The following is a 13,191-nucleotide window of genomic DNA, read 5'->3' as shown; positions in this document are numbered from 1 at the left end:
TTATAAAAAGTCTACGTCTATTTCGTACGGATAAGTTATGAGGAAATCCATCGCATCTTTAACGGGGAAATCTTCAAAAACAATACGGTATAACATCTCCGTAATCGGAACTCTGAGGCGCATGCCACGGGCCAGGTTACGGGTAATCATCAGGGTTCGGACGCCTTCGGCAAGCTCCTGGCTGGTGGAGCGGACCTCCTCCAGTTTTTCACCACAACCAATGCGGTAGCCAAAGGTATAGTTCCGGCTTTTGCTGGACGTTGCCGTGGCGATCAGGTCTCCGATACCTGCCGTTCCTAAAAAGGCTTTGTTGCTGCTGCCCAGAGCGCGCCCGAAGTGGATCATTTCGTGAAGGCCGCGGGTAATGAGCATCGACTGAATGTTTTTGCCCAAACCATGACCTTTCAGGATGCCGGACCCGAGCGCAACAACGTTTTTAAGGACGCCGGCAAGCTCTGCACCCAGCAGATCATGCGTATGGAAAACGTGTAGCTGTTGAGAGCTCAGGACAGCATCAGCCCGTTGAATGACTTCGTCGAATTTACTGGCGATAACGGAGGCGGAGGGTTGTCCGTCTAACAATTCCCGCGCCAGATTCGGACCGGTCAATGCACCCACACGCACCACGACGCTCTCTTCAAGAATTACTTCCGTCATGGTTTGTACCTGCCGGCGCTCGATCCCGGTCTTGGGGATGTCTTCCAGCACCACATCGCCAATGTCAAAACCCTTCGTGCCGTGGATCAGTACGTGACCGGGCGTGAGGTAATCCGTCACGGAGCGCATCATTTCCCGAAAATTATTGGACGGAACGATGGGCAGAATAAGTTGACAACGGTCCGCCAATTGTTCAAAATCGTTAATTACCGTCACCCGTTCGTGTAAGGGCACCCCGAAGCGAAAACGATCCTTTTTCAGCTGTTCTACCAACTCCGGATTCCGGCTGTAAACCAGCACATCAGTGTTGAGTGCCAACAGATTAGCCATGGCTGTTCCGAAGGATCCGGCTCCGATGATCCCTACCGTTTCTGTCTGGGGCATACGTCTGTTGGTGATTTTCCGGCTCTAAGGTACGGCGTTGGGGGGGAAAGAATTTTTGAATCGGTTTTCAACTTGATCGAGGAGATGCCAGATTGTTTCTGCGGATAAAAAAACAACACGCTCAGGACTCCCTGCACTCTGAAGTCCTTCATTGCACCTGCGGCTGCGCCCACCTGAGTATGGATGGAGGCGCGGCCGCAGGTGCAAGGGGAGGTTTAAAAGCAGGGCAGGCTTTGTCTCCAAAAGGCCTCCTTCTGCCTGGTGGCATGGGCACCAACCGGATAGCCCTGAAATGACTGCCCACCTGCCTGTACTTACTGCCGGTGTAAGTTAATGATAGCCATGCGGTCCCGTGGGTTAGTGATACGCTCAGCAAGCATCCTTGGGCAAAATGTGTAAAACCCTGTGGAAATCGTCGGGAAAACTACCCTGTTTAAAATACCCAAGAAAGACAGAAGCCAATTACCTTCGCCTTTCATATGCGCTTACGCCAACTCGAAATAAAGGGCTTTAAAAGCTTCGCCAATCAGACGGTCGTCAATTTTGACGAGGACGTGATCGGTATCGTGGGCCCTAACGGCTCCGGGAAATCCAATATCGTTGATGCCATACGCTGGGTATTGGGTGAGCAGAAAGGTCGGGAACTACGACTGGATAAGATGAGTTCCGTAATCTTCAACGGTACCAAGAAGAAGAAAGCGGGCAATCTGGCGAGTGTCAGTCTGACTTTTGACAATGACAAAGGCCTACTCCCAACGGAGTACGGATCAGTGACGATCACCCGGATGCTCTACCGCAGTGGAGACTCAGAATACCGCCTGAACGGTGTCCAGTGCCGTTTGAAGGACATTACCAGCTTACTGCTCGATACCGGAATTGGCTCAAACTCCTACGCCATCATTGCTCTGGGTATGGTGGATGACATCCTGGCAGATAAGGATAACAGCCGTCGGAGAATGTTTGAGCAGGCCGCTGGTGTAAGCAAATACAAAGCCCGCAAGCGAGAAACACTCAATAAGCTCAAGAATACGGAAGGTGACCTGGACCGGATTGAGGATTTGCTGCACGAGATTAACAACAACCTCGTCAGCCTGGAGAAACAGGCTAAGCGTGCCCGTCGTTATCTGGAACTCAAGGAACAATACAAAGGTTTGAGCCTGCAGCTGACTCAGGTGAAAGTTTCTGCTCTGCGCGCAGATTACGGTAAGCTGAAAAGCGAAATCACAACTGCCGAAGACCAGTACAGGAACGTAGACGTAAAGATTCGCCAGCTGGAGGCTACGCTGGAAGAAGAGCGTAAAAAGCACGTCGATAAAGAGAAACTACTCGGCGAGCGACAGAAGAAACTCAACGAGTTGGTCAATGAGCTTCGTGGGCTGGAGAATGAAAAGCAAATGCTGGCGCAGCGGAAGACCTTCGTACGCCGCCAGACGGAGAAACTGCAGCAGGATATCGCAACCGCCACTGGCCAACTGACGGACTACACCGGGCAGATTGACCGGATGGTAGCTCAAATTGAAGAAGAGAAAGCGAAGGAAACCGAGCGGCAGACTTCGCTCTCCGCCGCAGAAGAAGCCCTGAAGGAAATCCGTAGCGGGCATGAATCCATTAAGGGACGCCTGGAGGAAGGCCTGAAACAACAGCAGGAAGAAGAAAGAAAGATCTTTGAACTGGAAAAGAACCGGGCGATCAACGGTAATAAGGTGGAAAACTTTCGCTTCCAGATCGAAAGAAATGCTGGCGAGATGGATGATCGTCGCGGTGAAAAAGACAGCCTGGAAGCTTCCCTCAAAGAGCTGGAAGCCGAAGAGGAAAAGGAATTGCTCGCTCTTGAAAAACTAGAGCAAGCAGAAACCGAACGCCGCGAAGCCCTGGAAGAAGCCACGGAAGCCGTTGAAGCACTGCAGAACGAGCAGAGCAAAATAAATCGTGGACTGGATGCCCGCCGCAACGAATTCAAGCTTACTAAAAGCATGATTGATAGCCTGGAGGGCTTCCCCGAGTCCATCCGCTTTCTGAGCCAGAGTAAGCAGTGGAAAGAAGACCCTCAATTGCTGTCGGATCTGGTGTTGGTGGATCAGGACTATCGTGTCGCCATCGAGAATTACCTGGAAGGTGTACTGAACTACTATGTCGTAGCGGATGCCAGCGAAGCCCGGGAAGCGATTGCTCTATTGAGCAAAAGCCAGAAAGGCAAGGCTAATTTCTTCTTGCTGGACGCCATCCCGAAATATCAGGGTGGGGTAGCGCTCCTCCCCGGTGGAACCCGCCCGGCGACGGACGTCGTGAAAGTGGACAAAGTCTTTCAGCCTCTGTTGGATCATCTACTGCACAACGTCTTGGTGACGGATGAGGATAAGCTGCCGGAGCAACCCGCCGAAGGGCTGACGGTCCTGACCCGCAGCGGTCGTTTCATTCGCCGCCCATATTCGGTCAGTGGCGGTTCGGTTGGTCTCTTTGAAGGAAAGAAAATTGGTCGGAAGAAGAACCTGGAGGTTCTGGAAAAAGCCATCGCTGCCGCTGAGGAGCAAGCGCGTGCCATTGAGAAGGATCTCTACAAAGAGCGCAATAAGCTCAACGAGCTGCGGCAACGCCGCGTCGATAAAGACATTCAGGAGAAGCAGCGCGAACTCAGCCGTCTTCAGCAGAAGCGCGCAGCGCTGAAGGCCCGGGTGGAAAGCTTCACGAATTACTTCACGGAAACGGAAGAGAAAAACAATGTGCTGGATAAGCAGGTGAAGGAGATCGTTAAGGCTAACTCGCTGATTGAACGAGACCTGGAGAATGCTTCCGCCGCCGTAGAAGCACTCCGGGAGCAGTTAGCGGGAACCGACGGAAATTACCGGCAGCTAAGTGAGCAACTCAGTGCCGCCAGTGCAGCTTACAACGAAGAAAACATCAACTTCATCCGCCAGCAGAACCTGGTGCAGACACTGGAACAGGAAGTGACCTTCCGCCGTAACCGACTCAAAGAGCTGGCAGATTTGGATAGCACCAATAAAGAGCAGCTCGAAAAGCTGGCCAAAGAGAGCCTGCAGTTTGAGGAGCAGGAGAAACTTCAGGCGAAAAACCTGGAGAAGATGTACGCGGATCGCACGGCCTACCAGGAAACACTCAACACTGCCGAGTCGGATTACTTCTCTGCCCGAACGACCATTAACGCTATGGAGGATGACCTGCGGCGGGAAAACCGCCGCCGGCAGGACGGACAGATTCTTGTTAATCAGCTCAAGGAGAAGTTTACTGATATCAAATTCAAGATTAACGGTCTGGCGGAACGGCTCAAGATCGAGTTTAACATTGGCCTCGAAGAACTGGGGCAGATGGAAATTGAAGAATGGGTAGGTGCCGTTGGGGACCTGGAAATGAAAGTGGATCGCTTACGCGGGCGCATTGGTAACTACGGCGAGATCAATCCGATGGCCGTTGAAGCCTACGACGAAATGAAGGAACGCCACGATACGATCACCAAACAACGGGATGATATCGTGAGCGCCAAGGAAACCCTGATCAAAACGATCAAAGAAATAGAAGAAACCGCTACGGTACAGTTTCTTAAAGCCTTCGAGCAGGTCCGGACCTACTTCATCGATGTGTTCCGTAGCCTCTTCACCGAGGATGACAACTGTGATCTTATCCTGCTGGATCCGGAAAACCCGCTTGAATCGAAGATTGAAATCGTTGCCAAGCCCAAGGGCAAACGGCCTACGACCATCAGCCAGCTTTCCGGTGGTGAGAAGACGCTTACGGCTACGGCCCTGCTCTTCGCGCTTTACCTGTTGAAGCCGGCCCCGTTCTGTATTTTCGATGAGGTCGATGCTCCGCTGGACGATGCCAACATTGCCAAATTCAACAAGATCATTAAGAAGTTCTCCAAAGAGAGCCAGTTCATCATCGTGACCCACAATAAGCTCACCATGGAAGCCGTGGATACCATCTATGGTGTGTATACCAATGAGCAGCAGGGTAGTGGTGTGCTACCCGTTCAGTTTACGGAGCTGGAGGGGAGTCTGATGTTCGAGGCGGTATAGTAGGGCGAACAAACGGCTGGGCGATACCGCCGGCTACGTGGCTTACGCCCTGCACCATACTTTTGATGAATACTTCGGTAAGGAAAAACTCAAGAAGATTTTTGTCTTCCTGCTCAATTCGCTTAGTGTTAGTTTGGATGTTTTTTTTCTTAGTCACCCTTAAATATAGGCTTGCTGGGTATATTTAAAGGCAAGTAGCCCAATTAATTTAAATGCTTGTTACGATTTGTAAGCTTAATCTTTCACCTGGATCGCCCCGACTCCCATCGCCCATAAGCGCTTATTGAAAGCCTCGAGGCGCTCCATCAGCACCTCTCCGGTCTGCTCATATTTGGCCCATTGAGCATTTAATTCCTGCATACGGTTTAAGGAAGGCTCGCCAATCTGACCAATGTTGTTTTCGCTCTGGTTCAAGAGGAACAGATAGTCAGCCGTGAAGCCATTTACGTAATTTTCAACGTCATCGTAAGCTTTGGATTTGCGCTGAACCATAAGCTCATCCCATGCCTTTAATTCTTTGGAAAGGGCCGCAGCCTGTTTACGCAATTGATCAGCATCCATGGATTTTGGTAACTTTTTGGTGGCAGCTGATAATTGCTGCGCTGCGCTGAAAAGCTGATTGGTCAACAGATGCATCTTATTAAGTTCAGCGGCCATGCCCTTGAGGTGCTTGTCATAGGCTATTGCTGCCTCAGGTTCAACTTTCAGAAGCGGATGGGGGAGAACTTCTGCCGTTGTTGACCTTGTTGTGGAGCCTCTCTTCAGTATCAGCTGGTAGTCGCCTGCGGGAACTTTGTGCCCCCGGTAACTCCCCTCGATATAGACCTGGTTGACACCAATCAGAGGAGCATGGCGTAAATCCCAGACGAATCGGTTCAAACCCGGTTTAGCGGAAAGGGTAGCCGGGCGGCCGGGGCCACCATCCCAGGGGGAGAAGCCCGTAGCTACAGACGAAAAGCTGCGTATCAGCTCTCCGTTACCATCCCTGATCTCCAGCATTAATTCGCTGCTGTCTTTTTCCGCAGGTAATTGATAGTAGATCACCAGGCCGTTAGCGGGGTTAACACCGCGTAGAGGGTGGCTTCCTTTGAATCCAGGGTTATTACCATTTAGCTGACTGTATCCACCCACCAGAGCAGCTGGCTCCGGATCGTACAGGTGCATACTGCTTTTAGGTGCCGGGCGCTGACGGATCAGACCAAGATCATCCAGAATCCAGAAGCCACGGCCAGCAGTAGAGAGAATGAGGTCGTCGTGGCGAACGGCCATATCCGTAATCGGTGTCACGGGAAGGTTCAGTTGCAGGGCGTCCCATTGTTTGCCGCCGTTTTGGGAGACATAGACGCCGGTTTCCGTGCCAGCGAAGAGGAGGTCTTTCACCTTGTCATCTTCACGAATGACGCGCGTGAAGGCGCCATCAGGAATGCCAGCGTTGATGGCCGACCAACTCTTACCGTAATTGTGAGTAACGTAAAGCCCTGGCTTATGATCATCGAATTTATAGCGGGTAGTGGCGATGTAAGCCGTTGCTGGATCGTGTGGGGAGACCTCAATGGCGTTAACCAGGCATTCCGCCAGGCCGGTGGGAGTAACATTTTTCCAGTTTTTGCCACCATCGCGGGTGAGTTGAACGAGCCCGTCGTCGCTACCCGTCCAGATCACCCCTTTCTCGTGGGGAGACTCCATAACGTAGGCAATGGTGCCATAGCTTTCGGCTCCAACCGATTCGTTGGTATAGGGAACTCCGCCCTTGCCCTGTTTCTCTTTTTCGTTACGTGTCAGATCAGGCGATACCTCTTCCCAGCTTTTGCCGCGGTCGCGGGTGCGAAGCAGGACTTGTGCAGCATGGTAATAAGTGTTCGGCTCATGCTGTGACCAGATAATGGGCGCGTTCCAGTTGAAGCGGTACTTCATGTCTTTGGCATCAAGCGCAAGGTATTGAATGGGCGATGACATGATGTTGGTGTAAGTACTCGTCTTGGTATCCAGTGAACCGATGGTGCCCAGGTAACTGCCACCGAGCACGTAGCTTGGGTCATCAGGGTCAAAGGCCAGAAAGGCACTCTCCCCTCCGGCGGAAGGCGTCATGGCACGCGGGCCAATGCCACCGCCCCTCAGGTCCCGGCTTTCCAGCCGGACGGAAGTATTGTCTTGCTGACCGCCATATAGGCGGTAAGGGAAATGGTTGTCTACGTTCAGGCGGTAAATCTGTACCGTAGGCATATTGTCTTGCCGAGACCAGCTCTTGCCGCCATTATAGGTGATGCCACAGCCTCCATCGTCGGTTACGACCATGTTCTTCGAGTTCTTAGGGTTGATCCATAGATTGTGATAATCGCCGTGAGGACCAGACATCACCTCCCAGTTTTTACCGCCGTCAATGGATTTTAGCATCGGCGCGCTCAGTACGTAAACCGTGTTTTCGTTATTCGGGTCAGCAAAGACCTCGATGTAGTACCAGGCGCGTTGGATCAGGCGATGGTCTCCACTAACTCGCGACCAGCTGCCGCCAGCATCGTTGGACACAAACAGACCACCTAACTGTTTTTCGGAGTCGGACTCTGCCAGCAGGTAGACTTTGTCCGGATTACTCTGAGCGACCGAGATCGCCATTTTTCCCAGTTCTTTCGGCAGGCCGTCCTGAATTTTATTCCAGCTCTCACCACCGTCGGTGCTTTTATAAACCCCGCTGCCCGGGCCTCCGCTGATGACCTGCCAGGGCTTGCGTCCGTATTCCCACATGGTGGCGTAGAGGATGAGCGGATTGCTGGTTACCATGCTCAGCTCTGAGCAGCCTGTTCGCTCGTCGACGGCCAGAATTTGCTTCCAGTTCTTACCGCCATCAGTCGTTTTGTAAATACCTCGCTCCTTAGACGGGCCGTACAGGGAGCCCTGCACGGCGACGTAGACGATGTCTTCATCCGTAGGATGCACCACGATGCGGGCGATGTGGCGACTGTTCTCCAGCCCGATCTTCTTCCAGGTTTTACCGGCATCGGTTGATTTATAGACGCCGTCTCCGGAGGAAGTCATCACACCCCGCACGGCGTGTTCGCCCGTACCGCAGTAGACGATGTTGGGGTTGCTGGCCGCAACGGCCAGTGCACCGATGGAGCTGGAGCCGAAGAAACCGTCGGAGATGTTGCTCCAGTGCTGCCCCGCGTCTTCTGTCTTCCAAACGCCGCCGCCGGTATTACCCATGTAGTAGGTCATCGGATCGCCCGGAACGCCAACCGCATCGTTGGCCCGGCCTCCCCGGAAGGGGCCTACGTGGCGGTATTTTACGGCGTCGAGTTTGGATTTTGGATTCGTTTCAGACTGAGCGAAAAGGGTGCTGCTGAGTAAAAGGCAGCCGAAGAGGAGAAAGTGGCGGAGGAGCATGGTTTGTATTGGGTGTGAGGGTGAAGTTACGGCGTGGTGGAGAGTTTTTCTATAGAAGCCCGGACCCTCAAAGGAACCCAGTCCTCCGATTCGCTTCGTGCTGGGTACCTTCGAGGTCCTTATACTGCAGGATTTATCCTAGAACCTCGAAGGTATTGGCCCGTAGCCGAAGGCGAGGCAGCCAATTCCTTTGAGGGTCCGGCCTTGTTTTCCCGGACCTCCTGTTATACCTCGAAGATATTTAGCCCTCTTGTAAAATGCTTTTGAGGTAGCTGAATACCGTTGCCGGACCGAACCCTCAAAGGAACCCAGTCCTCCGCTCCGCTTCGTGCTGGGTACCTTCGAGGTCCTGGATCATTAGTTGCTACATCATGCCTCAAAAGCAAAAAACAACCATTTCCCCATCGAAGTACTATCACATATTTAATCGGGGAGTGAATAGACGTACTATTTTCAAGGAAGAGCAAGATTTTAAGCGATTCTTGAATTTACTTAGGAAATACGTCCTGCCTGTCGGTTCCTTATTTTCTTATGCATTAATGGAGGACCATTTTCATTTGGTAGTTTGTATTAAAGGTAGAACAGAACTAGAGGAATGGTTTTTAACCGACGAGAGAAGAATCGGCCGTCAGTTCAGCCATTTGCAAAATGCATATGCGAAATATTTCAATGGAAAATACCGAACGGTAAGCGGCTTGTTCGAACGAAGTTTTGAGCGACAGGAAGTCATGGATTTGCGTTATTTTAAGAACGTTGTTCTTTACACTCACAGAAATCCAATTAAACACGGCTATTGTCGAGGATTAGAAGAATACCCATGGACATCTTTTCATGAATTAACTACACCAATGATGTCCACATTTCTAGCCAGGGATATTCTTTGGGATAAATTTGGCGGTATTGATGCTTTTGTTGCCGCTCATGAAATAGAGGACTTATTATTCAATGATGGGGATCTGGAAATTTAGATTTATTTCCTAGGACCTCGAAGGTATTGGCCCGTAGCCGAAGGCGAGGCAGCCAATTCCTTTGAGGGTCCGGCTTTGTTTTCCCGGACCTCCTGTTATACCTCGAAGGTATTTAGCCCTCTTGTAAAATGCTTTTGAGGTAGCTGAATACCGTTGCCGGACCGGACCCTCGAAGGAACCCAGTCCTCCGCTCCGCTTCGTGCTGGGTACCTTCGAGGTCCTTATACTGCAGGATTTATCCTAGGACCTCGAAGGTATTGGCCCGTAGCCGAAGGCGAGGCAGCCAATTCCTTTGAGGGTCCGGCTTTGCTTTCTGGGGCCTCTCCTTGCACCCGCGTCCGCGCCCAAATGTTGCTCTTCTAAAGGCAACAAACGATTGCCTTATTCACCGATTAGTATATTGGCGAAAATTATCCTCGTTACCCCGTTTACCCATTCTCTCATTCATCTATTCACCATGTACACTATCGGTTACGACCTCGGTTCTTCCTCCATCAAAGCAGCCCTCGTGGAAGCCAAAACCGGCAAGGTTTTAGCCCGCGTAACGGCACCGGAGACGGAAATGGGCATGGACGCGCCGGAAGCGGGTTGGGCCGAGCAAAATCCGGAAGACTGGTATAAATATGTGGTGCAGGCGACCCAGGATATTCTGGCGCGGACGCAGGTGCAGGCAAGGGACATAAAAGCCGTGGGAATCGGCTACCAAATGCACGGTCTCGTGCTGGTGGATGACAATCATCAGGTCGTTCGCCCCTCCATCATCTGGTGCGACGGCCGGGCCGTCGAAACCGGCGATCGTGCCTTCCACGCCATCGGCGCGGACACCTGCCTGACGCACTGCCTCAACAGCCCCGGCAACTTTACCGCCAGCAAGCTGAAGTGGGTCGCTGACAACGAACCCGACAACTACGCCCGCGCTAAATTTGCCATGTTGCCGGGAGACTATATCGCTCTTCGCCTGACCGGAAAGGCGACTACGACGGTTACGGGGCTAAGCGAAGGCGTCCTCTGGGATTTTGCGGACAACACGCCCGCCAACCTCATCCTCAACGAAATGAAGCTCAATGCCGATCTGCTGCCACCCCGCGTGCCTGCCGTCGGTGAACAGGGCCGCCTCTCCGAGTCAGCCGCCAAAGAACTTGGCCTTGCCCCCGGCACCGTTGTTGGCTACCGTGCGGGTGACCAGCCCAACAATGCGCTGAGTCTCAACGTCCTCGCCCCCGGCGAGGTCGCCGCTACCGGTGGCACCTCCGGCGTTGTCTACGGCGTCACGGACCGCCTGGCCTTCGACCCCGGACAGCGCGTCAACTCCTTCGCCCACGTTAATCATGAGGGGGGAGCACCCCGGATCGGGGTATTACTCTGTATCAATGGCGCGGGCATTCTGCACCGCTGGGTGAAAAATATGATTGGCGGAGACAGCCTCACTTACGGAGATATGGAAACCCTCGCCCAAAGTGCTCCCGCTGGCTGCGATGGTCTTCACTTCCTGCCCTTCGGAAATGGCCCCGAGCGGATGCTCGGCAACAAAAACATCGGTGCTCACCTGCTGGGCCTCGACCTGAACCGTCACGAACGCGCGCACCTGGTGCGCGCCGGGCTCGAAGGCATCGCCTTCGCCTTCGTCTACGGCATGAAAGTGCTCAAGGAGCTGGGCGTTGACCTGTCCACCATCCGCGTCGGTAATGACAACCTCTTTCAGAGCGATGTATTCAGCTCCACCATTGCTACCCTGACTGGTGCCACCATCGAGGTGCACAATACGACGGGAGCGGTAGGGGCTGCGCTGGCGGCTGCTGTCTCCGTTGGCCTTGCCCCTGATCTGGGCAGCGCCGTGGGCCGGCAGGAGGTGTTAGAGCGGGTTACGCCGGGAGAGAATGTTTCGGCGCTGGAAACTGCATATTTGAAGTGGGAGCGGAGTTTGGAGGGGATGTTGGGATAGGGTTTGCTTCTCCTTGCAATGGGCTCCTTCCTTGGCTTCGCCAACTCAGTCAACCATCGCTACGTGTAGACGCCCTTCCAGGGCTAACGGTTGTAGCTCAGGAAGGGCGTCCACAGGAGTACCGATCTATTAGCGAATAGAGCTCGAAGAGCTTCGCAACACAGTACCGGCTTGAGCCGGGAACCTGCGTGCGATGGGCTTCCTCGTCGGCTTCGCCAACTCGGTCAACCATCGCTACTGATAGACGCCCTCAGGCGGTTAGCAGATGATTTGGTTGGCGTTCTTGGGTAAAATGCCGTATTTCGCTTTTATCAATCTGTTCTCTTAAAAGCCTCTTCAAAGTTCAGCCCCCATGGACCATCAAATCTTCAAGCCCTGCCCTGACTTAGCTCCCTTCGTCAAGTGCTATTGGACTTTGGAAAGTGAGCAGGAAAACACACCAGTAAGAAATACCATCGTCCCGGACGGTTGCATGAAGTTAATTTTCCATTACGGGGATCCTTACAAGCATCATCCTAAAAGCGGGGATGCTCAAATTTTGCCGGAATTCTTTTTGATCGGACAACTCACTCAGCCCTATGAGGTGGAGCCGATGGGAGAAACCGGAACCTTCTTTGTCTGCTTCCATCCCAATGGCTTTTTACCCTTTGCCCCTTATCCGATCAAAGACATGGAGAACACGGCCGTTCCTCTGGAGAAGCTTTTTGGTGGTGCCGGACGGGAAATCGGGCAGCAGGTTCTGGAAGCCAGCACTACTTCAGAGAGGATCAGCCTCATGGAGCGTTTCTTACTGGAGCGCTTAACGGACGCCCAAAATGTAGACCTGATCGTTAAGTCTACGATTGAAACCATCCTGACGGCCAACGGGCGACTATCCGTAAATGATCTTTCAAAGCAGAACAACGTCAACCGAAGGAACCTGCTCCGCAAATTTTCCTCAACCATTGGTTTAAGCCCTAAGCAACTATCCAAAACGATAAGATTACAGGCAACCCTCAAGACTTTGCTGAACGAGGAAACGGTTAAGCTTACCGACCTGGCCTACGAAAACGAATTTTATGACCAGGCACACTTCATTAAGGACTTTAAGGAGTTTACCGGGCAGACACCCAAAGATTTTTACGGTGATCACCTCAAAATGTCGCTGATTTTCGACCGAAAAAAATAGGCTTGTCCCATTTTTACAATTACAGGCTTTGGTGTCGCGGCATATTTGCAGTGCGATATAGCAAAGTACATTAATCATTAAACGATGAAGATGACAAATCCTGTAGGTTGGTTCGATATTTATGTTTCAGACATAGACCGCGCCAAAAAATTTTACCAAACCGTATTCAACACCCAGCTGACGGACCTTCCGGCAGAGTGGGGCAAACAATCCGCTTTCCCGGCTGACTTCGAAGGGCTGAACATCTCGGGAGCACTGGTTGAAAAAGCTGACCGGGTAGCCGGTGGCAACAACACCGTCGTCTACTTCGTTTCGGGCGATTGCGTAACGGAAGAAGCGCGGGTAGAGCAGGCAGGAGGTAAAGTTCTCCGTCCTAAGATGTCCATCGGTGAGTTCGGCTTCGTCTCGATACTACAGGACACGGAGGGAAATACTATCGGGCTTCATTCCCGGCAGTAAGTGAAAAGTAAAAGCCGTCATTGACTGAAGTCAGTGACGGCTTTTTAGTTTTTCTGGTGAGACGTCGTCTGGCTGGCTTCTTTTGTGTTGATGGTTGTTCTGGTCAGACGGGCTCAAGTCGGTGAAATGAGCTGGAATACCATTGTCGCTATTAAAAATCACTATATTCACCCTGCTTTGACGATATAGTTCGTTGAAGTC

7 protein-coding genes are annotated in these 13,191 nt (G+C 52.3%); 5 read left to right on the top strand and 2 right to left on the bottom strand.

The window, feature by feature from the left end; genetic code table 11:
- A complete protein-coding gene (locus tag BM123_RS12935) occupies positions 1-1,041 on the bottom strand; it encodes an NAD(P)H-dependent glycerol-3-phosphate dehydrogenase (protein ID WP_090169153.1) in 1,041 nt (346 codons plus the stop codon).
- A gap of 479 nt (positions 1,042-1,520) precedes the next feature.
- Here BM123_RS12935 and smc point away from each other — a divergent pair, with 479 nt between their 5' ends.
- Positions 1,521-5,072: a chromosome segregation protein SMC gene (smc, locus tag BM123_RS12930; RefSeq protein ID WP_090169150.1), complete on the top strand. Its 3,552-nt coding sequence runs from the start codon at positions 1,521-1,523 to the stop codon at positions 5,070-5,072.
- A 234-nt stretch (positions 5,073-5,306) separates the two neighbouring features.
- On the opposite strand, the gene BM123_RS12925 is transcribed toward smc, so the two are convergent.
- Complete coding sequence (locus tag BM123_RS12925; protein ID WP_090169148.1) at positions 5,307-8,453, bottom strand: WD40/YVTN/BNR-like repeat-containing protein; 3,147 nt, start codon at positions 8,451-8,453, stop codon at positions 5,307-5,309.
- A gap of 434 nt (positions 8,454-8,887) precedes the next feature.
- On the opposite strand from BM123_RS12925, the gene BM123_RS12920 reads away from it, so the two are divergent.
- The 4 genes from BM123_RS12920 to BM123_RS24590 all read left to right on the top strand — a co-directional run bounded on the left by BM123_RS12920 (position 8,888) and on the right by BM123_RS24590 (position 12,990).
- A complete protein-coding gene (locus tag BM123_RS12920) occupies positions 8,888-9,421 on the top strand; it encodes a hypothetical protein (protein ID WP_175489370.1) in 534 nt (177 codons plus the stop codon).
- Positions 9,422-9,878: 457 nt separating this feature from the next.
- Positions 9,879-11,363, top strand: coding sequence for a xylulokinase (locus BM123_RS12915; RefSeq protein ID WP_090169145.1), 1,485 nt, complete (start codon positions 9,879-9,881; stop codon positions 11,361-11,363).
- Between the two features lie 352 nt (positions 11,364-11,715).
- The gene (locus BM123_RS12910; protein WP_090169143.1) at positions 11,716-12,531 is read left to right on the top strand and encodes a helix-turn-helix transcriptional regulator; all 816 of its coding nucleotides are present in this window, start codon (positions 11,716-11,718) and stop codon (positions 12,529-12,531) included.
- Between the two features lie 84 nt (positions 12,532-12,615).
- Positions 12,616-12,990 carry a VOC family protein gene (locus BM123_RS24590; protein WP_245748536.1) on the top strand — a complete coding sequence of 125 codons (375 nt, stop codon included), beginning with the start codon at positions 12,616-12,618 and terminating at the stop codon, positions 12,988-12,990.
- Positions 12,991-13,191: the final 201 nt, after the last annotated feature.

It is taken from the genome of Neolewinella agarilytica (assembly GCF_900110645.1).
In the GTDB taxonomy this organism is placed as follows: domain Bacteria; phylum Bacteroidota; class Bacteroidia; order Chitinophagales; family Saprospiraceae; genus Neolewinella; species Neolewinella agarilytica.
Note: the sequence above shows the minus strand (reverse complement) of the source record. Positions and strands in the feature narration are given on the sequence as shown.

What these genes read in the sequence shown, in the direction of transcription:
- smc (WP_090169150.1), top strand. Translation starts at nt 1,521, where the DNA reads ATGCGCTTACGCCAACTCGAAATAAAGGGCTTTAAAAGCTTCGCCAAT.
- BM123_RS12925 (WP_090169148.1), bottom strand. Translation starts at nt 8,453, where the DNA reads ATGCTCCTCCGCCACTTTCTCCTCTTCGGCTGCCTTTTACTCAGCAGC.
- BM123_RS24590 (WP_245748536.1), top strand. Translation starts at nt 12,616, where the DNA reads ATGAAGATGACAAATCCTGTAGGTTGGTTCGATATTTATGTTTCAGAC.
- BM123_RS12935 (WP_090169153.1), bottom strand. Translation starts at nt 1,041, where the DNA reads ATGCCCCAGACAGAAACGGTAGGGATCATCGGAGCCGGATCCTTCGGA.
- BM123_RS12915 (WP_090169145.1), top strand. Translation starts at nt 9,879, where the DNA reads ATGTACACTATCGGTTACGACCTCGGTTCTTCCTCCATCAAAGCAGCC.
- BM123_RS12910 (WP_090169143.1), top strand. Translation starts at nt 11,716, where the DNA reads ATGGACCATCAAATCTTCAAGCCCTGCCCTGACTTAGCTCCCTTCGTC.